This window comes from Bradyrhizobium prioriisuperbiae, assembly GCF_032397745.1.
Classification (GTDB): Bacteria; Pseudomonadota; Alphaproteobacteria; order Rhizobiales; family Xanthobacteraceae; genus Bradyrhizobium_A; species Bradyrhizobium_A prioriisuperbiae.
This window is the reverse complement of record NZ_CP135921.1, coordinates 534,195-559,506: the sequence shown is the minus strand read 5'-3', so window position 1 is coordinate 559,506 and position 25,312 is coordinate 534,195. Positions and strand designations below refer to the sequence as shown.

Below are 25,312 nucleotides of genomic sequence, written 5' to 3'. Positions count from 1 at the left end.
TAACGCCGGTCTACCCGTTGGAGGAGAGCCGAGTTCGTTCCGGTGTCGATTCCCGTGGCCTGTTCGACAAGCGTTCATGGGCGTGGCACCGGCTCTCAATCGATCGCGAAGAAGGATTGACCCGGCTAGGCACCGTGCGCGTTGCGCCGACCATACTGCCGTCTGCGCGGCTCGATCCGCCCGTGCAGCCAGGCTTCATTATCCGCCAAGGCTCGGAGCGCCCGCGCAATCTGTCGCAGCTTGTTGCGTGCGGGGCCGATGGGGCATGCGCGCGCGCGTCGGGCGACCTCGAGCGCCCTAGCGCGAAGTTCCAGGGATTTCGAGAAATACACCACGTTATCTTGGCGCAGATCGCCGTTATCCTGGATTGTCTCTTGGCTCGTCAGATGGTTCGTCATCGAACTGTCCTGAGTGCTTTCTGTTGCAGGCCATCATGAGCTAGTCATCCTGAATGCCAAGCAACAGGGCCGCCATGTTCACGTCGCGAATAAGGAGATGTGCCACTTCGTGACCACGATCTCGCCCGATTGATTAAAATGGATCTCCGAGATGGCACCAGCGATAGAGGCGGCACCGGGGACCGGCGCTGTATGGGCGCGATATTCGCACCGCCGGCCAAATCTTCCCGACAGCGTGATCACGAACGTCCGCTTCAAGAACGAGTGATGAGGTGGCAGCTCCGATCAGACGTAATCGCAGACGCGGTAACGGCCTGTCGTCAGGCTCCAGTCGAGGTTCCCTCGAATCCAGGCTTTCAAACCATCGACGTATGTCCTGACCGAAGGATCTGGCTGATCGGCGAAGATGCGGTTGATCATATCGACAAAGCTGCGCATATCGGCGTTCGCCTGATCGCCGACGTGTGCAAAAGCCTCCGTAATAGGAAGCCCCTGTTCACGGGCAATGACCGCCGGCAGGTTCATCGGGATGTCTTGTGAAAGCTCGCGAAGCCCGGACAGAATATCGTGGTGATTCGAAACGATTCGTGTGGCCTTGCCGACGACGGCTTGCAAATCGGCACCGCACCATATGGGGCCAGGCAATTCGTGGCCTCCGACGATCTCGATAAACACAAAGCACACCGAGCGCAGACAATTGATCGCATCACGCACCGGGATGTAGTCGGCTTCCGCCGGCAGTGTCTTGCGGGAAAAGGAGACGGCTTCGCAGCAGCCGGCCAGAAAAAATTCGATCATTCCGTTGACGAAGCGGTCGATCTGCTCGGGTGTCGCCAGGACTCTGAGGTGCCGGCTGATGTCCTGCAGCGCCAGCAGGGAAGCACCCAGGCCCGAGGAGACATCTTCCGGATCTCGAAGGATGCGAATGGAGCGGATGATGTGGTCGGTCGTGATCGAAAGGGTGCGCGACATGCCCGGCTCCTCGACATAAACGTCATCCGTCAGGAAGAGCCACACCGTCAGGTTGGAGACGAACTGGATCGCTTCGGTGCAACCGATGGGGTGGACGCGGGCCGCGCGGATGCCGAACTGGGCTTTTCGGGCGCTTTCTTCCTCACCTGGCGTCTTGATGTAGCCGTAGCGCTTCATCCACGTAATGGTGCCCTCCTCGATGGAATGGACGTCGTCGTGGACGGCGCTGGGGAACGGGCAGTAGAGCGCCGGTGGAGAGACGCGAACTGGTGCACCGCGGAGGGGTGAGCCGGCGGATACAGTATTGGTGTGTTGGCTGCTTTGCGGAGCGCTGGTGTGCCTGCTGGAAGAATCGTGGAGTCTGGCCTTTGTCATATCCAGCAGTCGGCCGAGTTCGCGTGCAGTCGGCAATGTCTCGAAAGCCCAGGCTCTGATGCGATGTAGGATGCGTTGTGACGTCGTCGCGTTCATGTCTCATGTTCCATGTCGGCCGTCGCCCATCGATGGGGGAGATGGTCAGGTCGGGTTTGCTGATGAGAGCATCGGCGACAGTGAACGGTTCAAGACGGTGGCGACGATCCTGAGATAAAAATTAGCCCGTCAGTGCAATTGATAGGACGAGGGAGTGCTGTTCACTAACAGGCAAACGTTTATCACTGGGGATCAATCGAAGTCGGCTGCCAGGCTGATGGCGTTTAGCTTTGGATCGTTGCCGGCAGAACTGCAGCCGGAAAACCCTTCAACGCTAGGGATGCCGGCAAAGCGCCACCCGACTGCAAGGCCTCACGAATGGCGACGTCGCGGACCACGAAGTCCGCAATGTCGATCGATGCATCGACGTGGTCGACGTTGAGCCAGTGGCGCCCGCCGTCGGTCAACCTTGCGAACTTCCGGCAGACGATGACGATCAGCGTATCGCGCCGACGCTGTCTTGCATATGCGACGACGTGATCGCTGTGGGGGCCACTAACGTCGAGCGGCTGGTAGCTGCCTTGCGTAAAAATGTCCGGGAAAGTTCGGCGTAGCATGAGCAACTGCCGGGTCCATTGCAGCTTGAAGAGGCCGTCGCGCCAATGGGCCGTCAAGTCCGGCCAACCGACGGGGGCATCCACGAACGCCTTTCGGCGCTGCTCGAAATCGACGGAGCGGCGATTGTCGGGGTCGACCAGCGAAAAATCGAACAACTCCGTGCCCTGGTAGAAGTCGGGTACACCAGGCAGGGTGGCCTTCAGCGTCAACTGGCTGATCGTGTTCATGGCGCCCAGCAGGGACGTGCGATCCGCAAAGCGGGTGAAGGATTCGAGGAATTCGGACGACAGGTCCGGAGTCAGGATGTTTGCAATGAAGTCCTGCAGGTTCCGCTCATAGGCTTCGTTGACATTGATCCAACTGGACTCCTGCTTGCCCTCGCGCGCGGCTTTCACGACATAGGATTGCATGCGCTCGACAAAACTTCGATCTGGACCGTCCAGGGGCCAGGCGCCGAGCAGAGCCTGATAGATCATGTACTCGTGCGCGACGGAAGGACTGCGAAGATTTCCGGTCGTCGTGATATGCCGGGCGTTGAGCTGCTTCCACTTGCCGACGCCGACCGCCCATTCATGGGACAGTTCCGAAAGGCTCAGCAGCCGGGCGCGGGCATCCTCGCCACGCTTGGTGTCGTGGGTTGCCGTCGTGGTCAGTGCGTGCGGCCAATGTCGGGCGCGATCCGCCATCGCCTGATGAAAGGCATCGACCGGCAATTCGCGCGTGGCCGGGTTGCCGCCGACCTCGTTGAGCGCCAGCAGCCGATGGTAGCGATAGAACGCGGTGTCTTCGAGCGACTTGGCCATGGTCGGGCCGGTGAACTGCTGCACCTTCAGGGCGAAGCGGCGCACCCGCGGTTTGCTGTGCGGCGGGTTGCCCGGCGCGATCAGATCGAGGGTGAGGGCATCACGCAGGAAATCGAAAATGCCGGCGTCGGAATTGGGCCAGTTGGCGCGGGCAAGCGCAATCGTTGCTTCGATCAGGGCGCGGTCGCCTGCCGAGACGCTGGTTGCTGTCAAATAGGTGCGATAAACAGGAAAATACAGCACATAAAGCTCAAGCGCTTCCCGCAACACGACTGCGGAATAGTCGCGCGTCGAATAATGTCCGGCTGCTATGCGCGCCAGCAGCCGCGCCAGCACCGTGAATTCGCTGGTGAGGATGGTATCGATCACGCGCCGCTTGGCCTGCAGCAGCACTGGATCGAAATCGGGGCGCAGGTCCGCAGCCTGCCGCCAGACTTCGTCCAATTCCGACAGGCCTTTGTTATCGATGAGCACATGGCTGATGGTGTTCAGGATCTCGTAGCCAGTGGTGCCGTGAACGCCGGCAAAGCGCGGCAAGGCCTCGCCTTCGCCGAGGATTTTTTCCACCAGCAGATAGAACGGCTGGCTTGGATCGGGTTGGGCCGAGCGGATCAGGCGGCGCAGTCGCTGGCAATAACCGGCTGGATCGCGCAGGCCGTCGATATGATCGAGCCGCAGGCCCTGCAATCTATCGTCCGCGATCAGCCGGGTCACGAGCCTATGAACGCCCTGGAATGTTGCTGGGTGTTCGACCCGCAGGCCAGCCAGCGAGTTGACGTCAAAGAAGCGGCGATAGTTGATGTCGCTGGTGGCAACGCGCCAGTCCGCCAGGCGATAGTGTTGTCGCTCCAGGAGATGATGCAACAGCAGTGTTTCGGTCGCGCGCTCGGGACCGGCGCGATAGGTAGCGAGCCCACACTCGATCACCTCCGCCCCGCCATCCACAGCGGCAATTGCGGCTTTCATCGCAGGAGCTTCGTGCCGCCGCGGCCGTGTCAGGCCACGATATTGCGCGGCGATTGCCAGCAAGGCCTTGCCCGCGGCGCTGTCTCCGGCATTCGCCGCGTTGACCACTACCTGCAGGATTTCGCCGTAACGATTGGGACTGATCGGTAGCCGGTGCTCGTAGTACCAGGCGGACAGGCTGCCGTCCGTTGGTTCGTAACGCAGTTCGATCGCCCCCTGGCCGAGCGCGCTGCCATAAGATGTGCCCAGGATCGGCAGCAGCACACCGGGCCGGCGGCGAAATGGCAAAGTGTCCCAGTCGATATCGAAAAAGGCGGCGTGCGGCGAGGCGGAGCCCCATTCAAGGACGTCGAGCCACCAGGCATTGTCGGCGAAATGCACGCCCATGTGGTTGGGCACGAAATCCAGAATCAGCCCCAGATCGTGCGCCTTCAGCACGGCGCTCAGATGCTCAAACCCGGCTTCGCCACCGAGTTCGGGATTGAGCGCATTGTGATCGATGATGTCGTAGCCGTGGGTGCTGCCGCTTCTCGCCTTCAGGAAGGGTGAAGCATAAAGATGAGTAATGCCCAGTGTCTTCAGATACGGCACCACGGCCGCGGCTGCATCGAAGCCGAAGTCCGCTGTCAATTGCAGCCGATAGGTCGCAAGCGGGATGCCCTGCGTCATCGGCTTATCGCATGCGCCAGAACACCGACCAGGATGGCAACGTTGACGGCGGTTCGCCGCCCCAGATCGCAACGCCTGGATGGGACTGGGATGGATTTTCGGTCGGCTGATCGGAGATGTTCGCCATCAGTGACAACGTTCGTCCGTTGCCAAGGATCCATTGCACCGAGAGTAGCGAGGCGGGCGGCAGGCCGGACGTGCCGTGGCTGAAGCGGGCCTGCGCCAGATGCGGAATGATGTCGCGGTGCCGAATCGCGAGCAGCTCCCGGATCAGCGCCAGCCGAGCGCTACTTCGCTCCTGCTCGAGTTCCTGCCAGTCAAGTTTGGCGGATGTGAACGTGGTCGCGTCCAACGGATCCGGAACGTCGTTTCCATATTTGGCGTAAGCCACCTGGAATTCGCGCCGTCTCCCCGCGCGAACAGCCTCCGCGAGGCCGCCTTTGAAATCGCAGAAGAATGGGAACGGCTGCCGCGAGCCCCATTCTTCGCCCATGAACAGCATTGGCGGCATCGGGGTCAGCAAAGTGATGGCAAGCGCTGCTTCGATGGCTTCGCGTGTGGCGAGGCATTGCAGCCGGTCGCCCAAGGCACGGTTGCCGATCTGGTCATGGTTCTGCAGAAAATTGATGAAGGCCAGCGGCGACAAGGCGAGGCTCGGCTCGCCGCGCGGTCGGTTGTTGCGATGCTCGGATGGCTCGCCCTGGTAGCCGAAACCCGACGTCAGTTCGCGCTGGATGTAGCGGCGCGGATCGGCGGCATAGTCACGATAATAGCCGCCGTTTTCTCCGGTCAGCAGCACATGCCAGGCGTGATGATAATCGTCGTTCCATTGGGCGCGATAATGGCCGTCGGGAGGATCGATCTGCGGCGCCAGCAGGCTGGCGCGATTGTCGTCGTTCTCGACCATCAGATGGATGATGCGGCCTGTCTGCCGGGCGAGGTCACCGACAGCAATGCTGAGATCGCGCAGCAGCGGGTTCTCGCCGGCTTCAGCGATTTCGTGCACGGCATCCAGCCGCAGGCCGTCGAAGCGATAGTCGCGCAACCAGTGCAGGGCGCTTTGAATGGCGAAATCCCGCACCAGCGGCTGGCGATAATCGATGGCCGCGCCCCAGGGGGTGTTGGCCTTCATGAAGAAGCCGGGCGCGTAGCTGCCGAGATAGTTTCCCTCCGGCCCGAAATGATTGTAGACGGCGTCGAGAAACACCATCAGGCCGCGCAGATGCGCCTCGTCGATCAGCGCCTTCAGGTCATCAGGCCGCCCATAACTGTCATCGGGAGCATACCACAGCACGCCGTCGTACCCCCAGTTGCGACGGCCGGCAAAATCATTGAGTGGCATCAGTTCGAGCGCCGTGATTCCGGTCGCGACCAGGTGATCGAGCTTGTCGATCATGGCGCGGTAGGTGCCTTCCTGAGTGAAGGTGCCGACATGGGTTTCGAGAATGATGGTGTCCGCCCAGGGCCGGCCTGTCCAGGTATTGGCGCGCCAATGATAGGAGCCGTGGTCGATCACTTCGCTGGGTCCGAACACGTCGTCCGGCTGAAACAAGGAGGCCGGATCGGGGACTTCAAGGTCGCCATCGATCCGGAAACGATAGCGCGTGCCGGCGCCAGCTTCCTTGGTCGTGGCGATGTACCAGCCGTCTGGCTGTTTCGTCATTGCGATGGGACGATCCAGCACGAGGTCGACGCTAGCAGCAGCCGGCGCCCACAGCCGGAAGGTGGTGCCCTCCGCCGAGAGCACCGCGCCGAACCGGCGCGCGCTCATGGCATCCCCGCGTAGGCAAGCACGGCGTGCGGCGGCGCTTCCATCGCAGTCGTGCGATCAAAACGCCGCGCCAGCTGATCGTCATCGGTGGTATCGAGCACCAGCTCCCACTGCCTGTAGGGATCGAGTTTGGGCAGTGTGAATGCGATGGCTTCGGACGCCGCGTTCAGCACGATATAGAGCGGGGCGTGGGAATCGACGGCGCCAAGCACATACGAGACAAAGCGCCCGTCCGGAAACTTCCAGTCGGTCTCCGTCATTTCGTTGCCCTGCGGCGTCAGCCACAGCACGCTGTTCGGCGTGTTGGGTACCAGCGGCGCGACCCAATGGCTGGCGCGCAATTGTGGAAATCGCCGGCGCAGCGCGGTCAGATGGGCGACGAAATCCACCATGTTGTCGTGTTTGCGGCGCAGTCCACCCCAATTGATCCAGCCGGTGTCGTTGTCCTGGCAATAGGCGTTGTTGTTGCCGTCCTGGCTGTTGCCGACCTCGTCGCCGGCCAGCAGCAGCGGCACGCCCTGGGCCAGAAAAAGACAGGCCAGCTGGTTGCGTCGCAGCTGGCAGCGCTTGCGAAGAATCTCGGGATCGTCGGTCGGGCCTTCATGGCCGCAATTGATGCTGTGATTGTCGCTGGAGCCGTCGGCATTATCCTCGCCGTTGGCCATGTTGTGTTTCTCGTTATAGCTGAACAGGTCCATCAGCGTGAACCCGTCATGGACGGTGATGTGGTTGATGCTGGAGCGCGGCAAGCGCCCGTCATGCTTGAACACATCCGGAGAGGCGATCATGCGCGAACTGACATCACCAATGAGGCTGCCTTCGCCGGCCCAGTAGCGTCGCAGGGTGCTGCGATAGCGGTCGTTCCATTCGGACCATTGCGAGGGAAAGGCGCCGACCTGGTAGCCGCCAAGGCCAATATCCCAGGGTTCAGCCACCAGCTTGACGGTCGACAGCACTGGATCCTGCCGCATCGCCATCAGGAAGGCGCCGGCCCGATTGAAGCCATTGGGTTCGCGCGCCAGTGTCGGCGCGAGATCGAAACGGAAACCGTCGACGTGGCACTGCTCGACCCAGTAGCGCAGTGAATCCATCACCATCTGCAGCACGCGCGGATGCGTGAGATTCAGCGCGTTGCCGGTTCCGGTGAAATTTTCATAGAAGCGGGGATTGTCCTTCGTCAGCCAGTAGTAGCAGGCGTTGTCGATGCCGCGGAACGACAATGTCGGGCCGAGGTGGTTGCCTTCTGCGGTATGATTATAGACCACGTCAAGCATCACCTCGATGCCGGCATCGTGCAGCCGCGCCACCGTGGTGCGGAACGCATCGAGCGGATTGTCCGGCGCGTAGCGCTGTTCCGGCGCAAAAAACGACAGTGTGTTGTAGCCCCAGTAGTTCACGAGCTTCATCTCGACGAGGCGGCGATCGTCGACAAGGCCATGCATGGGCAGCAGTTCGACCGTGGTCACGCCGAGCCGTTTCAGATGCTCGATGACCGCCGGAGACGACAGGCCGCGATAGGTGCCGCGCATCTGCGCGGGAACATCCGGGTGGGTCTGGGTCAGGCCTTTGACGTGGGCTTCGTAGATAATGGTGTCTTCCCAGGCGATCTGTGGACGCAACTCGCGCAGGCCCCAGTTGAAGACCTCGTCGACCACCACGGCCTTAGGCACGCCACGGGAATTGTCGCGCCGGTCAAACGACAGGTCTTCGCGATGACTGCCGGCACGGTAGCCGAAATGCGCATCACTCCACACCACCCGACCTGCCACCCGCTTGGCATAAGGGTCGAGCAGCAGCTTGTGCGCATTGAACCGGTGGCCGTGGCTTGGCTCATACGGCCCGTGCACGCGATAACCGTAGAGCTGCCCCGGCGAGACATCGTTGAGATAGCCGTGCCAGACGTCTTCGGTTCGTTCCGGCAGGACGATGCGCTCGAGCTCGCGCCGGCCCTGGCTGTCGAACAGGCAGAGCTCGACTTTTGTGGCGTTGGCCGAGAACAGTGCGAAATTGGTTCCCCGACCATCCCATGTTGCGCCCAGGCGATGGGATGTCCCCGCAGTCAGCCGCATCATCAATCTTCCAGAACCAGAAATATCGTCGCCAGCGGCGGGATGGTCAGATTGAGCTCCGGCACCAGCGTCGCCGACGTCTCAATGACACCGCCATTGCCGACATTGCTGCCGCCATAATGAGCGGAATCCGAATTGAGCACCTCACGCCAGCGCCCGCCAAATGGCACGCGAACGCGATAATTGCGGTAGGTATTCGGCGTGAAATTCGAGACCACGAGGCAACGCGAGCGGGTGTCGATACCCTTGCGCATCCAGGCGAACACGCTGCGGTCGGCGTCATTGGCAATCACCCATTCGAAGCCGGTTGGATCACAGTCGAGCTGATGCAGCGCCGGCACGGCTTTGTAGAGTCGGTTGAGATCGCGGATCAGCGTGTGGATGCCGGCATAAGGCGCCAGATCAAGCAGATGCCAGTCGAGCGACTGGTCGTGATTCCATTCGCGTTCCTGGCCGAACTCGTTGCCCATGAACAGCAGCTTCTTGCCGGGGTGACCGAACATGAAGGCGTAATAAGCGCGCAGGTTGGCGAAGCGTTGCCAGGCATCACCCGGCATACGGCCGAGGATCGAGCGTTTGCCGTGGACGACCTCGTCGTGCGACAGCGGCAGGATGAAGTTTTCCGAGAACGCATAGTGCGTGCCGAACAGGATCTGGCCGTGATGATGCTTGCGGTGGATCGGATCCTTGCTGATGTAGTCCAGCGTGTCGTGCATCCAGCCCATGTTCCATTTGTAGCCGAAGCCGAGGCCGCCGAATTCCACCGGGCGCGAGACCTGGGGCCAGGCGGTGGATTCTTCCGCCGCGGTGGTCGTCTGCGGGAAGTGGCCGAACACCTCGGTGTTGAAGCGGCGCAGGAATGCGACCGCCTCGAGGTTTTCGCGGCCACCATACTTGTTGGGAATCCAGCCGCCGGCCGGCCGGCTGTAGTCGAGATAAATCATGGAGGCGACGGCATCGACGCGAAGTCCGTCGATGCCGTAGCGATCCAGCCAGAACAGCGCGTTGGAGAGCAGGAAATTGGAGACTTCGGTGCGGCCGTAATTGTAGATCAGCGTGCCCCAGTCGAGGTGCCGGCCCTGTAGCGGATTGGCGTGTTCATACAGCGCCGTGCCGTCGAACTGGCCGAGGCCGTGCGGATCGTCGGGAAAGTGGCCCGGCACCCAGTCCAGGATTACGCCCAGGCCGGCGCAATGGCACGCGTCGACGAGGGCTAGAAAATCCTGCGGCGTACCGAACCGGCTGGTCGGCGCATAGAGGCCGGTGGGCTGGTAACCCCATGAGCCGTCGAACGGGTGCTCATTGATCGGCAGGAATTCCAGATGGGTAAATCCCATATCGCGGGCATACGCCGGCAGTGTTTCGGCGAGATCGCGATAACTCAACCATTCGTTGCCGCTCTTGCGGCGCCACGAGCCGAGATGAACCTCGTAGATCGACATCGGCGCCTTCAGGCTGTTGATGTCGGCGGGGGCCGGCGAGGGGCGATGCAGACTGCGCTCGTCGACCACGATCGAGGCGGTGTGCGGGCGCAACTCGGCCGAGAACGCCAGGGGGTCGGATTTCAACGGCAGCAGGCGGCCGGTGTGGTCGACAATCTCGTACTTGTAGTGATCGCCAGGCACCGCGCCTGGGACGAAGATCTCCCAGTACCCGGTCCCGCGCACGCGCATCGCATGTCGGCGGCCATCCCAGAGATTGAAGTCACCGACCACGCTGACTCGTCGGGCATTGGGGGCGTGGACCGCGAAGCCGACGCCTTCAACGCCGTCGATGATCATGCGGTGGGCGCCGAGTTTCTTGTAGAGGTTGAGATCGGTGCCCTCGCCGAGCAGATGCAGATCAAAGTCCGACAGGATCGGTGGAAAACGGTAGGCATCGTCGAATTCGGTGACACCGTTGCCGAACCGTGCGTGCAGCCGGTAGCTGGTCGATCCGTTCGACAGCTTGCCTTCGAACAGCCCGGCCTCGTGAATGCGCGACAGGGGTGCGGCATGGCCGTCAGGCTCGATCGCTTCGACCTCCAGGGCGCCAGGCAAAAAAGCGCGAACCACCGTGGTCTCGCCCTCGGGATGCGGGCCGAGATAGTGAAACGGATCGGCGTGGCGGCCTTCAATCACCGCATGGGCTTCGTCTTGCAGAGTCATACAGAACCTCGTTGCCGCGACAGCACCCGCAGGGTTCCGGCGAGCGGAACGCGAAGCCAGTCGGGGCGGTGGGCGAGCTCATACTCGATCTCGTAGAAGGCCTTTTCCAGCAGGAAAAAGTCGAGCAGGCGTTCGCTGGCGATGGGGTCGGCCGGCCACAGCCGGGAATCCGTCATGATGGCGCGATATGCGGCCAGGAAGGTTGCGGTGGAGCGGTCGCGCCACTGATCAAGCGCAGTTGCAGTGAGGCCGGCATCATCGGCCTCGACCTTGAGGGCGCGCTCGAGCGCAGCGGTCGCCGCATAGTCGATCGAGCGGATGAGGCCGGCGACGTCGCGCGCGGCAGGAGCCTTGCGCCGGCGTTCCGAAAGCGAACGCCGTGGCTCGCCCTCGAAATCAATGATGAAGATGTCGTCTTTGACAATCAGCATCTGCCCGAGATGGAAATCGCCATGATGCCGGATGTTGAGGCTCTGGCTTGCGGCGGGCATCAGGCCCCCGACGTGGTCGCGGAAGCCGGTGGAAAGTTCCAGCACTTTGTCGATCAGCGGTCGGTCGGCCTCTTTGGCCTTTTCGCGCTGGCGCCGCAACCCTTCGAAGGCGCGTTCGCCCCGCTCGATGATCGCATCGGCCCAGGACTGAACGTCCTCGTCGGTGGTTGGCTGCGGCGCAAAGTCGGCAATGTCACTGCGGCTCGCCAGCGCGAGCTGCATTTCGGCGACGCGTTTGCCGGTCTGCTCCATGTAAAGCTGATATTGCGAGCGCTCCTCGGGGCGCTCTGCCTCGTGATGGGCGCGCAGCACCCTCTGTTCCTCGATATAACGATCGAGATAATTGTTGGTGACAGTCCAGGCGTCGCCCTGATTTTCGACAAACGCGTGGACGATGGCCACAGCGCTGCGTTTGTCGCCCTCGACCGCTTCGACGCTGCCCAGAAGTGCCGGGGTGTTGCCGAAGCCAGCCACGTCGGTCAGGAACTGACCCATTTCGATTTCAGGATTGATACCGGTTTCGAGCTTGCGATAGACCTTGACCACATAGTTGCCGTCGACCAGCGCCGTGCTGTTCGACTGCTCGGTCTGGACCGCGCGAACCGTCTCGACCGGCTTTGGTGCCGCTGCGAGGAATCGCTTGGTGCCGCGAAAATCCAGTCGGATACCCTGGTCCTCGATGGAAAAATTCGCCCGCACATTGTCGAGCAGCAGCGTAATGAAGTCCTTGTCGGAGGCAACGTCGACCAGTGTGCCTTCCGTGGGCCCCTGGCGAACCGCGGCCAATGCATTCGGATTGTAGCGCGAGCGATCGAAGCGGGACCAGTTGATGCGCAGCGGCATCAGATAGCGCCCGGTTTGGTTGCGATGGGTGGTCTCGCAAAATGCGATCCACGGCCTCACCATGATCTCGTCGTTCGAGCAGGGCACCGCCGCGATCAGTTTAGCCGAAATTGCAAATGGCGAATGCTCCGGAAACCAGCGCGCCAGTGCAAAATGTTGCGGCAGCACGTCGCGTTCGAACACGCCGCGGGTGCGCCCCAGCGATTCCCACACCGAGCCGGCCGGAATGACAAGCGTCTCGAATTCGGGAACGATCACCGGCGGCCGCATCGATGCCGGCTTTTCCTCCAGCTTGAACCAATAGAAGCCGTAGGGGGCGAGCGTGATCATATAAGGCAGTTCGCCGATCTGCGGGAAACTCGTGCGTCCCAGCATCTCCAGTGGAATACGGTCCTTCCACGGCGACAGATCGAGCTCGCAAGCCTGCGCTGCGCGCGACAGGTTGGCGACACAGAGGATGATTTCGTCGCCATACTGGCGAACATAGGCGAGGATCGAGCGATTGACCGGGCGGATGAAGGTGATCGAGCCGCGCCCGAATGCGGGACTGGATTTCCGCACCGAGATCAGCCGTTTGGTCCAGTTCAGCAGCGAGGACAAGCTGCGCGACTGCGCTTCGACATTGACCGCGTCATAACCATACACCGGGTCCATGATCGGCGGGGCATAAAGCCGCGCCGGATCGCCGCGCGAGAAGCCGCCATTGCGGTCCGGAGACCATTGCATCGGCGTGCGCACACCGTTGCGATCGCCGAGATAGATGTTGTCGCCCATGCCGATCTCGTCGCCGTAATAGATGATCGGCGTCCCCGGAAACGACAGCAGCAATGAATTCATCAGTTCGATCTTGCGTCGATCATTGTCCATCAATGGCGCGAGCCGGCGGCGGATGCCGAGATTGATGCGGGCGCGTGGATCGTTGGCATAGGTCGACCACAGATAGTCGCGCTCGACGTCGGTGACCATTTCCAGGGTCAGTTCGTCGTGGTTGCGCAGGAACAGCGCCCACTGGCAGTTTTCCGGAATGTCGGGGGTCTGGCGCAGGATGTCGGTGATCGGAAACCGGTCCTCCTGGGCGATGGCCATATAGATCCGCGGCATCAGCGGAAAATGGTAGGCCATGTGGCATTCGTCGCCGTCGCCGAAATACTGTTGGACGTCTTCCGGCCACTGGTTGGCTTCCGCAAGGAAAATCTTGTCCTTGGCGTAGGCGTCGAGGCCGCGCCGGAGTTGCCGGATGATGGAGTGGGTCTCCGGCAGGTTTTCGTTGTTGGTGCCTTCGCGCTCGCACAGGTAAGGAATGGCATCCAGACGAAAGCCGTCGACGCCTGCATCGAGCCAGCGCTTCATCACCTGGATGACCGCGGTAACCACCCGCGGATTGTCGAAATTGAGATCGGGCTGATGCGAGAAGAACCGGTGCCAGTAATAAGCGCCTGCCTCGGTGTCCCAGCTCCAGTTGGACTTCTCGGTGTCGGTGAAAATGATCCGGGTGCCGCGATACTTCTGGTCGGTGTCGCTCCACACATACCAGTTGCGTGCGCTCGAGCCGGGCGGACTGCGGCGGGCGCGCTTGAACCAGGTGTGCTGGTCGGAGGTGTGATTGATCACGAGTTCGGTGATCACCCGCAGGCCGCGGCGCTTGGCTTCGGCGATGAAGCGGCGGAAATCCCGCATCGTGCCGAAATCCGGGTTTACCGCGCCGTAGTCGCCGATATCGTAGCCGTCATCGCGTCCCGGCGAGGGATAGAATGGCAACAGCCACAACACCGTGACGCCGAGATCCTGCAGGTAATCGAGCTTGCTCGTCAGCCCGACAAAATCACCGATGCCGTCATTGTTGCTGTCGGCATAGGCCTTGACGTGCAGTTGATAGATGACGGCATCCTTGTACCATAGCGGATCGGTCTCCGCGGCGGCGGTATTCGCGTGCGAGGATGGTCGGTTTGAGACGTGCGACATCACATTCATGACTTGCCTCTTACGCGAGGCATCGGAGCAGGATAGCGGGATCGCGGGCTGGATCAATCTGGAGACGCAAGCCGCCCCATTCGATCGCGTAACGTTCCCCGGTCATGATATTTTCGACGGCCGCAACCTTTTGCCGATGGCCGGGGGGCCCAATCTCGGCGTCGCCGATCGGAAACCACACATCACGAGTGTCCGCCGACAGGGCGATGGCTATCGCGACCACATTGCTGCCATCGATGCTCTCTTTCAGGAACCCGATGACATTGGGATCCTCAATGCCGACAAACCGCAGCTTTTCGGTCTGTTGCAAGGCTGGGTTGCTGCGCCGCGCTTCGTTCAGCAGGCGGATATAGTCCTTGATGTTGCCCGGTTTGTTCCAGTCCCGCACCTTGATCTCGTATTTCTCGGAATTGATGTATTCCTCCTTGCCGGGAATCGGCTCGTGCTCCAGCAGTTCGAAGCCACTGTAAATGCCGTAGGTCGAGGATAACGTGGCGGCCAGAGCGACGCGGGACTTGAACATCCATGGTTCGCCGCCCTGCAGATGGTAGGGCAAGATGTCCGGCGTATTGACGAAGAAATTCGGCCGATAATACTCGCGCTCGGGATAGTCGGTGAGTTCGCGCAGATACTCCTCGATTTCACCCTTGTAGGTCCGCCACGTGAAATACGTGTAGGACTGGGTGAAGCCGAGCTTGGCGAGGCCCTTCATCAGCTTCGGGCGCGTGAACGCTTCCGCCAGGAAGATCGTGTCCGGATGACGTTCCTGGACCTCGGCAATCAGCCATTCCCAGAACGGGAAGGGCTTGGTGTGCGGGTTGTCGATGCGGAAGATGCGCACGCCCTGCGTCACCCAAAACAGGATGACGTCGCGCAGACCTGCCCAGAGCGCCGGTGCGCTTGGAGCATCGAAATCGGGATTGACGATGTCTTCGTATTTCTTTGGTGGGTTCTCCGCAAACCGCATCGATCCGTCCGGCCGCTTGCGAAACCATTCGGGATGTTCGCGTAGCCAGGGATGATCGGGAGAGCATTGCACCGCGAAGTCGAGCGCGACTTCCATGCCATGCAGCTTGCAGGCCGTGACGAAGCCGCGGAAATTCTCCAGTGTTCCGAGTTCGGGATGCACCGCATCGTGGCCACCGTCGGCGCTCCCGATTGCATACATACTACCGGGATCGTCGGGAGCCGCGACCAGCGCGTTGTTGCGGCCTTTTCGGTTGGCTTTCCCGATCGGATGGATCGGCGTCAGATAAATGACATCAAATCCGAGTGCCGCGATCTCCGGAACGCGTGCGATACAGTCGCTGAAGGTGCCGTGCTGGCCCGGTATCGTTCCCTGGCTGCGCGGAATCATCTCGTACCATGCGCCGTTGCGGGCGATCGGGCGATCGATCATCAGCGGGTGGGGGCGCGACAGGGTGAGGCCGACACGGTGCTGGCTTTCCGCCATTGCGTTCGCGAGCAGCGGAGAGAGCAGCGGCGCAGGGTCGCCATTCTGCAGGAAGTCCTCGCACTTCTGGATGATAACGACAGCCGCGTCGGGCTTGGCCTCATGCGCCCTGGTCAACAGGCTGGCACCTTCCAGCGCATCGAGGGAGACGTCGAGGCCAGCATCGCGCTTGCGTTCGAAATCCCGCCGCCAGGTCGCGAACTCGTCGGTCCAGGCTTCGATTGCATAGTGATGGCGCCCCAGGTCACGGGGAATAAAGGAGGCTGTCCAGCGATCGTTGCCATCGTGCCGCATTGGCTGGCGGTGCCACTCGGGCTCGTTGTCGCGTTTCCATAACAGCACCGCAACGGTCACCTCATGACCGTTGCGGAAGACGTCGGCCCACACCTCTACCGCCTCGCCGACGATGCGCTTGACCGGGTAGCGGCCGCCATCGACGCTGGGGTAGATATTCTCGATATGAAAAGCAGCAGCGGTTGCGAGGCCACTGCCGGTCTGCACTCTTTTGTTCACCTGCTTCACCGCCTAATGACGAAGGCCCCTCAGTTGGAAGGGCCAATCCCTGTGAGGTAGAACAACTACTTAAGCGACTGGTTCCCAGGAACTTACGCGGGAATGGCACGTTGGTCAGCCGCTTTGCGCTGCCTTTTTTATCACCTTTATTGTCACTTATATTTGTCACCAATATTCGTCATGAATCGGACAATCGCCGGCCCTTCATCGCTGGGGTCGGCGTCAGGGCTGCGCCGTGGTCACAATGGTAAAGAAGATCTGATGGATTTGAGAGCTAAGGCGGTCGCCGTCGGCATTGAAACCGACTTTATCGATGCGCAGGGCCATGCGCACGCCACCAATCCGGCAGTTCTCCAGGCGATCCTCGAAGCCGTCGACCATCCGTCCGATCATCGGCTGCTTCCTGGCCCGGTCGTGGTGCGTGCGGGACAACCCACGATGACCGAATTAGGCGGTGCGGCGAAACTGCCCGTCGACTGGGCAATCAGCCGCGAAGGCGGACAGGGCGATATTGCCCGCGGCCAATCGGCACATCAGGCCATTGCATGGCCGGCCGACCTCGCGCCCGGCGTTTATCGCGTGCGATTGACCGATGTCGACGGCAAAACCGATCACAGCGCACTGGTCGTTGCACCGGACAAGGCGTTCGCCGGCACCTTCGACCGGGTCTGGGTGCTGACAATTCAGCTCTACAGTCTGCGCTCGGCTTCGAATTGGGGTATCGGCGATTTCACTGATCTGATGACGATGATCCGGTTTGCCGCGCGGGCTGGCGCGGCCGGAATTGGTCTCAATCCGCTGCACGCGTTGTTCGACAATCATCCCGCCGATTGCAGTCCATATTCGCCCAACAGCCGGTTGTTCCTGAACCCGCTCTATATAGACGTGACCCGGGCGCCGAACATCCCCGCCGAGTTCTTGTCTGAGCACACCGATAACCTGGAGTTGCTGCGGCGCGCCGACCTCGTCGACTACACGGCCGTCGCCGGCCTGAAATGGCGTGCGCTGCGCCTCGCCTTCGAGCGATTCAGGCGAGATGGAGCCAAGGATGATATGGCCGCGTTCGATATCTTTCGGCAGGAGCGTGGCGATAATCTCTCGCGATTTGCCTGCTTCGAATTCCTGCGGCACAAACATCCAGGACCCTGGTGGGAATGGCCGCTGGAATGGCGTACGCCGGACGTCGACCGGCTGACTGCACTCCGCCACGGCCCGGACGCGCGAGAGATTGCATACTTCGAGTTCATCCAGTGGCTTGCCGATAGCCAGTTGCAGCAATGTTGTGATCTGGCCGTCGAACTCGGGATGCCGGTCGGGCTGTATCTCGATGTCGCCGTCGGCGTGAAGGCCGACGGCTTCGACGCCTGGAATGAGCAGTCCGTCATCTCGCGCCATGCGTCAGTCGGTGCGCCGCCCGATCTGCTCAACACCGCCGGGCAGAACTGGGGGTTGGCAGGATTCAGCGCTGCCGGCCTGGAGCGCACGTTGTTTCGACCGTTTCGTGACATGATGGAAGCATCGATGCGTTATGCCGGTGCCATCCGCCTCGACCACGTCCTCGGTTTGCAGCGGATCTATCTGGTGCCGTCGGGGTTCTCAGCGCGGGAGGGTGTTTACGTGCGGATGCCGCTCGCGGCGTTGTTGGCGGTGATTGCGGCTGAAAGTCAAAAACACCGCTGCATCGTGGTCGGCGAGGATCTCGGCACCGTGCCCGAAGGTTTTCGCGAGCGGCTGGCAGAGCGGGGCATCTGGTCGTATCGGGTGATGATCTTCGAGCGTAATCACGATGGATCGTTCACGGCGCCGGAGCATTATGCCGCCGACGCGCTGGTCACCTTCAGCACGCACGATCTGCCGACCTTTGCCGGATGGGCCTCGGGCCATGACCTGGAGGTCAAGCGGGGATTGGGGTTGGATCCCGGAGAGACCGATGACCAGCGCCGCTGGGCTGTCGGTGCCTTTCATGCAGCGACCCGGCATGGGTCGTCGGAGGCCGTTACTTTCAGCGACGCCGTTGGCTTCCTCGGCCGAACGCCGTCCCGCATCCTGGCGGTGGCGATGGAGGATCTGCAACAGGTGCGGGAGCAGCCGAACGTACCGGGGACCATCGACGAGCACCCGAACTGGCGTCGCAAGCTCCCTCTCACGATCGAGGCGGCTGCGACCGAACTCGACCTGGCAAAATTGCACGATGCGCTTGGTTCAAGATGGCGTACGGGCAACGTCTAGGACATGCTGCTTTTTGCATGAAGGCGACACGGGATAATCCATGAGCGGACGTCGGGTGATCGGAGACATTGGCGGGACCAACGCCCGCTTTGCCATTGCCGAGAACGGCACCTACAGCGCGTTGTCTCACGTGGCGGTGCGCGACCATGCCACGCTGCAGGACGCGCTGATCGCCTATATGGCGACGCTGCCGGATCATCTGCGACCGAGCACCGGCGTGCTCGCGATTGCGGGGCCGGTGTTCGGCGATCATATCAAGCTGACCAACCAGAGCTGGTCGTTCTCGATCACGGCATTGAAGGCGGCGTTGGGCCTGTCGTCGCTGGTCATCGTCAATGATTTCGCTGCCATCGCCATGGCAATTCCCTATCTGCCGAAAACGGATGTCTTTCCGGTCGGCGAGTCGCGCCCCGGCGCGAGCGGGCCGATCGGCATCGTTGGGCCGGGAACGGGTCTCGGCGTCAGCACGCTGGTGCCGGATCGCGGCCAATGGATCATGGTGCCGGGCGAAGGTGGTCATGTCACTTTACCGGCTGTGAAGCCTGAGGAAGATCAGATCATCGCAGTTCTGCGCACGCGCTGGTCCCATGTGTCGGCGGAACGAGTGCTGTCCGGCTCCGGTCTGGTCAATCTTTATGAGGCGCTTTGCACCATCGCGGGTCGTACGCCCGATCAACTGTCGCCGGCTGACGTCACCGACCATGCCATCCGCGGTACGGATACGACCTGCGTCGAAGCCTTCAAGGTGTTCTGCGCAATGCTCGGCACGGTGGCAGGTAACCTGGCGGTGACCATCGGAGCGACCGGGGGCATTTACCTCGCCGGTGGAATCCTGCTGCGCTTCAAGGATGCGTTTGCGTCGTCGCCGTTCCGCGAGCGATTTGAGGCCAAGGGACGATTTCAGGATTATCTGCGCAAGATTCCGACGTTCATGATCCTGGAAGAATCGCCGGCGTTGTTGGGGCTGGCCAATTTCGTCGACCGGTCAGCCACCTGACCGACAAACCGGCCGGTGACATCCGAGCCAACCCGCAGGGACAATCCCTAACGCGACTTCCGCGCACGCGATGATTTCCCGGCGCGCTATTTGGCTTTCTTCTTCGGGACTTTGGCGCCGCTTTTGCGCGCCTCAGAGAGGCCGATGGCGATGGCCTGCTTGCGGCTTTTGACTGTCTTGCCGCTGCGACCGCTCTTGAGCGTGCCTTTTTTTCGTTTCTTCATTGCGGACGCGACTTTTTTCGACACACCGCGCGAGTACTTTCGTTTCACGGCTTTCTTCGCCATCCGTTCTCTCCTAGTCGCGGTCCAGTGTCGGACCCGTCACAACCGGAGGTGAACTCCAATTTGATCAAAGCGTTCCGGTGGAGCGATGTGTGCTTGGAATGGGCAGCCGCGGCTGCAATCGGGTTTGCTTGTTCCTGCCGACCGGTGGCTGCCGAATGGTGTCTCGACGTTTCACATGCTCAGTGAACGCGCGAGTTGTGCCGAGGGTTCAGCACTCCGTTCACGCGTGACTTGAGAGTCTTCCAGAGTTGACCGGTTCGCTTTTTGCCGCGTATGCAGGCAGCGATGAAAAGCTGTGCTTGTTTCCGTTCAGGTGGCGTGCAATCTTTTTATCGAAATTTGCGTTCAAGAGTAACAATCGTTCCCGTCCCTCTTTAAAACATCGAGGGTGTGATCATGGCCAGCCTGTCGCACGAAACGTCCGCCCCCTGGCGGATTGGCGTGTTGTTCTCGCGTACCGGCTTCATGTCGGTGATCGAAGACACGCAGTATCAGGGCACATTATTGGCGATCGAGGAGATCAATGCGGCCGGCGGCGTATGCGGCCGGGAGCTGGTTCCTGTCGCCTACGACCCCGGCTCCGATTCGATCGCTTACGGACACTATGCCAAGCGCCTGATGATCGAGGATCAGGTCAGCACCATCTTCGGTTGCTACACCTCGTCCAGCCGCAAAGCCGTGCTGCCGGTGGTCGAACGGTTGAACGGTCTGCTGTGGTATCCGACGCTGTATGAAGGATTCGAGGCGTCGCCCAACGTTATCTACACTGGGGCATCGCCCAATCAAAACAGCCTCGCGCTGTGCCGTTACCTGATGGATACCTACGGCAATCGCTTCTACTTTGTCGGCTCGGACTACATCTATCCGCGCGAATCCAATCGGGTGATGCGCGAGCTGCTGAAGGCCAATGGCGGTTCGGTGGTCGGCGAGCGTTATGTCGGCGTTCATGCGCGCTGGCAGGATTTTCTGCCGATCGTGCAGGATATTCGCAGGCTCAAGCCCGATGTGATTTTCTCGACCGTGGTCGGGGAGGGGACGGTCTATCTCTACCAGGCCTATACCAATGTCGGGCTCGATCCGCGCAAGATGCCGATCGCCAGCCTGACCACCACCGAAGCCGAGATTGCGGCCATGGGCTTCGACGTCGGCGAGGGCCACATCACTGCCGCGTCCTACTTCCAGGGCATCGAGGGCAGCGCCAACAATTCGTTTGTCAGCCGCTTCAAGAAACGGTTCGGCAGCGATGTCTCGACCAACATGTGCGTCGAAGCCTCCTACTTCCAGTTGCACCTGTTTGCGCGGGCGCTGGAGCTGGCCAACACCCTAGATACCGAAGTCCTGCGATCGATGGTCATGGGCAGCAGCTTCGATGCGCCGCAAGGTGCCGTCACCGTCAATCCGATGTCGGGTCACACTGATCTTTGGACCCGGATCGGTCGCGCCAATCGCCAGGGGCAGTTCGATATCATCAATCAATCAAAAGAGGCGGTGCACGCCGATCCGTTCCTGATCGGATACGGCCGGGCAACCGCACATGCAGGACACGCTCAATGACTGAAACCATGCGTAAACCCGGCAGCAGCCGGGAGATGCCGGGCCGTAAATCGATGGTGCAGGAGCTGGCAGACCTGAGCGCCGTTGTGGTTGCCCTGGTTGATGACCAGACCAGCCTGTTGCTGCGGGAATTGCAGCGATTCCGGATGCGGGTGCGGCAGGTGTGGCCGATGCCGGAAAGCGTCCCGGGCGATGCGGATGTGGTCTATTGCGACTACTGCAATGATCTCGCTCGCCGGCTGCCGTGGATTCCAGGTGATGCGCGCTCGGCGCTGGTCGTGATTGTGCCGGCGACGGAGGCGATTCAGGCAGAAGCGCTGTCCCATGCCACACCCAATGCGGTGCTGTCGCGTCCGTTTACGCCCAATGCGGTGTTGTCGAGCTTGATCCTGGCGCGCAGCCAGTTCGGCTATGAGCGGCGGCTGCGCAGCAAGATCGAAAAGCTCGATGAAAATCTGCGCTCGATGCGAACCGTCGAACGCGCCAAGGCGATCCTGATGGCGACGCGGCAAATGCCGGAGACGGAAGCTTACGGATTCATTCGTCGGCAAGCGATGGATCGTCGCGTGTCGGCGAGTGCAGTTGCCGCTGCGATCGTTGACTCCTTCGAATTGCTTGGCTACGATCCGCAACACTAGTCCCCAATAGCGGGGATTGGCGGCGACAGCGCCGCCTTCGATACATCAGGCAACAAAGCCCTCCCAATGCTCGCGTCAGCGCGCATCGGGAGGGCTTTTTGTTTTTTCTTTTCCTTTTTTACTCTGGGAGCAAGAGATGGGCATTTCGAGGCGGACTTTGGTGAAAAATGCAGCAGCGTTTGGTGCCTTCGCCGGCGCCGGCCTGCCACACATCTGGATCAAGAACGCCGATCTGGCGCGCGCCGCAGGTGGAGAAATCAAGGTCGGCGTGCTGTTTTCGCTGACCGGCGGTCTGTCCATCGTCGAGAAGTCGCTTCACGACGCCACCATGATGGCGATCAGCGAGATCAACGCGGCCGGCGGCGTCAAGGGGATGAAGATCTCGGCGATTGCCGAAGACGGCGCCTCAGATCCAAAGACCTACAACGAGAAAGCTTCAAAGCTCGTCATTCAGGATCGGGTTCCGACGGTGTTCGGATCGTATACCTCCGCAAGCCGCAAGGCGGTGCTGCCGGTGTTCGAAAAGCGCAACAACCTCTACTTCTATCCGACCTATTACGAAGGCTTCGAGTGTTCGAAGAACGTCGTCTACACTGGCGCCGTTCCGAACCAGCAGCTCTCGAACTTCATTCCCTGGATCGTTAAGACCCTCGGCAAGAAGAAATTCTTCATCGTCGGCTCGAACTACATCTATCCCCGTGAGATGGCGAAGGTCTCGAAGATCCTGATCGAAAAGAGCGGCGGGGAGTGGATCGCCGACGAATATCTTGAACTCGGCCATTCCGAATGGGGCTCGATGGTCAACAAGATCAAGGGCTCGGGCTGCGATGTGGTGCTATCCAACGTGGTCGGTGATTCGGTGGTCGCCTTCTATCGTGAATACAAGAACCAGGGCCTCACCCACGACAAGCTGCCGATCTGCGCCACGGTGACGTCGGAAATCGAAATCGCCGCCATGGGGCCCGAATATGCGGTTGGCAGCTATACATCATTCCCGTACTTCCAGGCCATCGACACCGATCGCAACAAGGCGTTCGTCGAGCGTTATCGCGCCTTCGTCAAGGATCCCAAGGCGGTCACGCACCACGCGCTCGAATCCTCCTATTTCCAGGTTTTCCTCTGGAAGCAGGCAGTCGAAAAAGCCACCGAGGTGACACCTGTTGCGATCCGCGAAGCGGTCAAGGGGCAGGAGTTCGATGCGCCGAACGGTCACGTGAAGATCGATCCCGATAACCTTCATACCTACCTCACGCCGCGCATCGCGCAGTGGCAAGCGAACGGCCAGGGCAAGATCATCGACGCCTACAAGGAGCCGACGATTCCGCTGCCCTACGTCGCCTATGGCGAGACCGAGTCCAACCTGTTCTGCACGGGCAAGGGACTCGACACGGCCAAGCTGAAGATCTGACGGCACAGCAAAGCCGCCCACCGTGCCTGGCGCGGTGGGGCCGGGCGACAAGGACGTTCTATGCTCGAGGTTTTGTTCATCGGTCTCAGCGTCGGCTCGATTCTGCTGCTGGTGGCGCTGGGTCTCGCCATCACCTACGGCGCCATGGGTGTGATCAACATGGCGCACGGCGAGCTGGTGATGATCGGCGCCTATGTCACGGTGCTGTCCGGCATCTGGCTCGGCGCCAACATTTTCGTCGCCATTCCGATTGCCTTCATCGTCACTGCGCTGCTGGGGCTTTTGATCGAACATGTGGTGGTGCGTCGCCTCTATGGCCGTCTCCTCGACACACTGCTTGCGACATGGGGCATCGCGATCCTGATCCAGCAGGCAGTGCGGTTGGAACTAGCTCTCTCGTTCTTCGGTATTCACATCCAGGGACTGGGGCCGGGACTGCAGAACGTCAGCGTTCCGGCGATTTTGCAGGGCACGTTCGTGATCGGTGGTGCGGAGATCAACCGCTATCGCACATTCATCATTTTCGTCACCGCGGTTCTGGCGTTCGTGACGTGGCTTATCATGTACCGAACGGCCATCGGCATGCAGGTTCGCGCGATAATTCGCAATCCGAAGATGGCGGCAGCCTGTGGCATTAACGTCGCGCGTATCAACGCGCTGACCTTTGCGTTCGGCTCGGGTCTTGCCGGCATCGCCGGCGTGATGATGTCGGGTTTCAAGACCGTGTTTCCCGACATGGGCACGTCGATGGTGGTCGATGGCTTTCTCGTGGTCGTGATGGGCGGTGTCGGCAGTCTGCTCGGCTCGGTGCTGTCCGCAGGCATCCTCGGCGAGATCAATGGTTTCGTCGCCGCGGCGACCAACGACATCCTGGCGCGCGCGGTGGTGTTCGGGGTCGTGATCTTGATCATCATTCTCAAGCCGAAGGGCCTGTTCGCCCTGAAAGGCCGCTGAGATGTCGCCGACGCGCCGAATCGAATGGGGCATCTACGCAGCTTTCATCGTCCTCATCATGCTGGCGCCGCTGGCGATGGATCCGTTCTGGCTCAATCGGGTGGCGAAGTACCTGGTCTATGGGATGCTTGGCGTCGCGGTGGCACTGTCGTGGGGCTATGCTGGCATTCTCAATCTCGGCCAGGGCCTGTTCTTCGGCGCCGGAGCCTACATGCTGGCGATGTCGCTGAAGCTGGCGAGCACGACCAGCCTGCGGCAGGGCTCCGACAAGCCGGTGCCCGACTTCATGCTCTGGAACGCCGAGCCCGGTGCGCCAACCGAACTGTGTTGCATCAACAAGGCTTCGTTTCTGTGGCTGCCGTTCCAGAACCAGTGGTTCGGCGTGGCGATGGCGCTGATCCTGCCGGTGGCGATCGCAGCGATCATCGGCACCATCGTTTTCCGCAAGCGTATCGCGGGTGTGTTCGTCTCGATCATCACGCTGGCGCTGGTGCTGCTGGTCAGGCTCGTCGTGATCGATGCGCAGCCGATCACCAATGGCTTCAACGGCCTGACCGATCTCGGCTGGTTCAAGGTCGCCGGCTTTGAATTCGATCCCTATGTGGTCCAGACCTATTACCTGGTCGCGATCTCGCTCGCCATCGTGCTGGCGGGTGCGCGGCTTCTGGTCGAGACCAGGGCCGGAATCATCCTGCAGGCGATCCGTGACGACGAGAATCGGGCCCGGTGCCTTGGCTTCGACGTGCCGGTCTACCAGACCTTCTTCTTTGCGGTGTCGGCGGCGATCGCTGGCTTCGCCGGCATGCTTTACGTGGTCGTGTCGGAGTTCGCATCGCCGACTTTCATGGATCTGACGTTCTCCATCACCATGGTGGTGTGGGCCGCGGTCGGCGGCCGCTCGTCCATCCTTGGCGCCTGCATCGGCGCCATCCTGATCAACATCATTTCGGCGACCGTCAGCGAAACAGCGGGCTTTGCCGAAGCCTGGAAGGCGATTATCGGGCTGATCTTCGTTCTGGTCGTGCTGTATCTGCCGCGCGGCCTCGCCGGCCTCGCACATGACTTCGTCGCCCGTGTCGTGACTCGAAAGCTTCCGTCATCGTCCCGAGAGCTGCGCGCCACCAACACATCGCAACTGGCGGAGTAACTG

16 protein-coding genes are annotated in these 25,312 nt (G+C 61.1%); 7 read left to right on the top strand and 9 right to left on the bottom strand.

Annotated features, from left to right (window positions below):
* Nucleotides 1–125: 125 nt before the first annotated feature.
* The 8 genes from RS897_RS02570 to RS897_RS02535 all read right to left on the bottom strand — a co-directional run bounded on the left by RS897_RS02570 (nucleotide 126) and on the right by RS897_RS02535 (nucleotide 16,095).
* The gene (locus tag RS897_RS02570) at nucleotides 126–398 is read right to left on the bottom strand and encodes a hypothetical protein (protein ID WP_315835047.1); all 273 of its coding nucleotides are present in this window, start codon (nucleotides 396–398) and stop codon (nucleotides 126–128) included.
* Nucleotides 399–683: 285 nt separating this feature from the next.
* Complete coding sequence (locus RS897_RS02565; protein WP_315835046.1) at nucleotides 684–1,841, bottom strand: terpene synthase family protein; 1,158 nt, start codon at nucleotides 1,839–1,841, stop codon at nucleotides 684–686.
* Nucleotides 1,842–2,065: 224 nt separating this feature from the next.
* Nucleotides 2,066–4,837 carry a malto-oligosyltrehalose synthase gene (gene treY, locus RS897_RS02560; RefSeq protein WP_315835045.1) on the bottom strand — a complete coding sequence of 924 codons (2,772 nt, stop codon included), beginning with the start codon at nucleotides 4,835–4,837 and terminating at the stop codon, nucleotides 2,066–2,068.
* Between the two features lie 4 nt (nucleotides 4,838–4,841).
* Nucleotides 4,842–6,608 carry a malto-oligosyltrehalose trehalohydrolase gene (treZ, locus tag RS897_RS02555; RefSeq protein ID WP_315835044.1) on the bottom strand — a complete coding sequence of 589 codons (1,767 nt, stop codon included), beginning with the start codon at nucleotides 6,606–6,608 and terminating at the stop codon, nucleotides 4,842–4,844.
* The gene (gene glgX, locus RS897_RS02550; RefSeq protein ID WP_315838495.1) at nucleotides 6,605–8,677 is read right to left on the bottom strand and encodes a glycogen debranching protein GlgX; all 2,073 of its coding nucleotides are present in this window, start codon (nucleotides 8,675–8,677) and stop codon (nucleotides 6,605–6,607) included. Before glgX ends, treZ begins: the two co-directional genes overlap by 4 nt.
* 2 nt (nucleotides 8,678–8,679) lie before the next feature.
* Nucleotides 8,680–10,824 carry a 1,4-alpha-glucan branching protein GlgB gene (glgB, locus tag RS897_RS02545; RefSeq protein WP_315835043.1) on the bottom strand — a complete coding sequence of 715 codons (2,145 nt, stop codon included), beginning with the start codon at nucleotides 10,822–10,824 and terminating at the stop codon, nucleotides 8,680–8,682.
* The gene (gene treS, locus RS897_RS02540) at nucleotides 10,821–14,129 is read right to left on the bottom strand and encodes a maltose alpha-D-glucosyltransferase (RefSeq protein ID WP_315835042.1); all 3,309 of its coding nucleotides are present in this window, start codon (nucleotides 14,127–14,129) and stop codon (nucleotides 10,821–10,823) included. The genes glgB and treS overlap by 4 nt, the downstream gene beginning before the upstream one ends.
* A 10-nt stretch (nucleotides 14,130–14,139) precedes the next feature.
* Nucleotides 14,140–16,095 carry an alpha-1,4-glucan--maltose-1-phosphate maltosyltransferase gene (locus tag RS897_RS02535; RefSeq protein ID WP_315835041.1) on the bottom strand — a complete coding sequence of 652 codons (1,956 nt, stop codon included), beginning with the start codon at nucleotides 16,093–16,095 and terminating at the stop codon, nucleotides 14,140–14,142.
* Nucleotides 16,096–16,356: 261 nt separating this feature from the next.
* On the opposite strand from RS897_RS02535, the gene malQ reads away from it, so the two are divergent.
* Together malQ and glk are read left to right on the top strand one after the other, a co-directional pair.
* Nucleotides 16,357–18,324, top strand: coding sequence for a 4-alpha-glucanotransferase (gene malQ / locus RS897_RS02530; RefSeq protein WP_315835040.1), 1,968 nt, complete (start codon nucleotides 16,357–16,359; stop codon nucleotides 18,322–18,324).
* Nucleotides 18,325–18,364: 40 nt separating this feature from the next.
* Nucleotides 18,365–19,321, top strand: coding sequence for a glucokinase (gene glk / locus RS897_RS02525; RefSeq protein WP_315835039.1), 957 nt, complete (start codon nucleotides 18,365–18,367; stop codon nucleotides 19,319–19,321).
* A gap of 86 nt (nucleotides 19,322–19,407) precedes the next feature.
* Here glk and RS897_RS02520 read toward each other — a convergent pair whose 3' ends face one another.
* Complete coding sequence (locus RS897_RS02520; RefSeq protein WP_315835038.1) at nucleotides 19,408–19,608, bottom strand: DUF6496 domain-containing protein; 201 nt, start codon at nucleotides 19,606–19,608, stop codon at nucleotides 19,408–19,410.
* Nucleotides 19,609–20,004: 396 nt separating this feature from the next.
* Here RS897_RS02520 and RS897_RS02515 point away from each other — a divergent pair, with 396 nt between their 5' ends.
* From RS897_RS02515 to urtC, 5 genes are all read left to right on the top strand, one after another.
* Nucleotides 20,005–21,162, top strand: coding sequence for a transporter substrate-binding domain-containing protein (locus RS897_RS02515; RefSeq protein ID WP_315835037.1), 1,158 nt, complete (start codon nucleotides 20,005–20,007; stop codon nucleotides 21,160–21,162).
* A complete protein-coding gene (locus tag RS897_RS02510) occupies nucleotides 21,159–21,800 on the top strand; it encodes an ANTAR domain-containing response regulator (protein WP_315835036.1) in 642 nt (213 codons plus the stop codon). Before RS897_RS02515 ends, RS897_RS02510 begins: the two co-directional genes overlap by 4 nt.
* A gap of 136 nt (nucleotides 21,801–21,936) precedes the next feature.
* Nucleotides 21,937–23,208: an ABC transporter substrate-binding protein gene (locus RS897_RS02505; protein ID WP_315835035.1), complete on the top strand. Its 1,272-nt coding sequence runs from the start codon at nucleotides 21,937–21,939 to the stop codon at nucleotides 23,206–23,208.
* A 60-nt stretch (nucleotides 23,209–23,268) separates the two neighbouring features.
* Nucleotides 23,269–24,162 carry an urea ABC transporter permease subunit UrtB gene (gene urtB, locus RS897_RS02500; RefSeq protein ID WP_315835034.1) on the top strand — a complete coding sequence of 298 codons (894 nt, stop codon included), beginning with the start codon at nucleotides 23,269–23,271 and terminating at the stop codon, nucleotides 24,160–24,162.
* A 1-nt stretch (nucleotide 24,163) separates the two neighbouring features.
* A complete protein-coding gene (urtC, locus tag RS897_RS02495) occupies nucleotides 24,164–25,309 on the top strand; it encodes an urea ABC transporter permease subunit UrtC (RefSeq protein ID WP_407654414.1) in 1,146 nt (381 codons plus the stop codon).
* The last annotated feature ends 3 nt before the right edge of the window (nucleotides 25,310–25,312 follow it).

What these genes read in the sequence shown, in the direction of transcription:
- treY (WP_315835045.1), bottom strand. Translation starts at nt 4,837, where the DNA reads ATGACGCAGGGCATCCCGCTTGCGACCTATCGGCTGCAATTGACAGCG.
- glgX (WP_315838495.1), bottom strand. Translation starts at nt 8,677, where the DNA reads ATGCGGCTGACTGCGGGGACATCCCATCGCCTGGGCGCAACATGGGAT.
- RS897_RS02515 (WP_315835037.1), top strand. Translation starts at nt 20,005, where the DNA reads ATGGCCAGCCTGTCGCACGAAACGTCCGCCCCCTGGCGGATTGGCGTG.
- glk (WP_315835039.1), top strand. Translation starts at nt 18,365, where the DNA reads ATGAGCGGACGTCGGGTGATCGGAGACATTGGCGGGACCAACGCCCGC.
- glgB (WP_315835043.1), bottom strand. Translation starts at nt 10,824, where the DNA reads ATGACTCTGCAAGACGAAGCCCATGCGGTGATTGAAGGCCGCCACGCC.
- malQ (WP_315835040.1), top strand. Translation starts at nt 16,357, where the DNA reads ATGGATTTGAGAGCTAAGGCGGTCGCCGTCGGCATTGAAACCGACTTT.
- urtB (WP_315835034.1), top strand. Translation starts at nt 23,269, where the DNA reads ATGCTCGAGGTTTTGTTCATCGGTCTCAGCGTCGGCTCGATTCTGCTG.
- RS897_RS02505 (WP_315835035.1), top strand. Translation starts at nt 21,937, where the DNA reads ATGGGCATTTCGAGGCGGACTTTGGTGAAAAATGCAGCAGCGTTTGGT.
- urtC (WP_407654414.1), top strand. Translation starts at nt 24,164, where the DNA reads ATGTCGCCGACGCGCCGAATCGAATGGGGCATCTACGCAGCTTTCATC.
- RS897_RS02520 (WP_315835038.1), bottom strand. Translation starts at nt 19,608, where the DNA reads ATGGCGAAGAAAGCCGTGAAACGAAAGTACTCGCGCGGTGTGTCGAAA.
- treZ (WP_315835044.1), bottom strand. Translation starts at nt 6,608, where the DNA reads ATGAGCGCGCGCCGGTTCGGCGCGGTGCTCTCGGCGGAGGGCACCACC.
- treS (WP_315835042.1), bottom strand. Translation starts at nt 14,129, where the DNA reads ATGAATGTGATGTCGCACGTCTCAAACCGACCATCCTCGCACGCGAAT.
- RS897_RS02565 (WP_315835046.1), bottom strand. Translation starts at nt 1,841, where the DNA reads ATGAACGCGACGACGTCACAACGCATCCTACATCGCATCAGAGCCTGG.
- RS897_RS02510 (WP_315835036.1), top strand. Translation starts at nt 21,159, where the DNA reads ATGACTGAAACCATGCGTAAACCCGGCAGCAGCCGGGAGATGCCGGGC.
- RS897_RS02570 (WP_315835047.1), bottom strand. Translation starts at nt 398, where the DNA reads ATGACGAACCATCTGACGAGCCAAGAGACAATCCAGGATAACGGCGAT.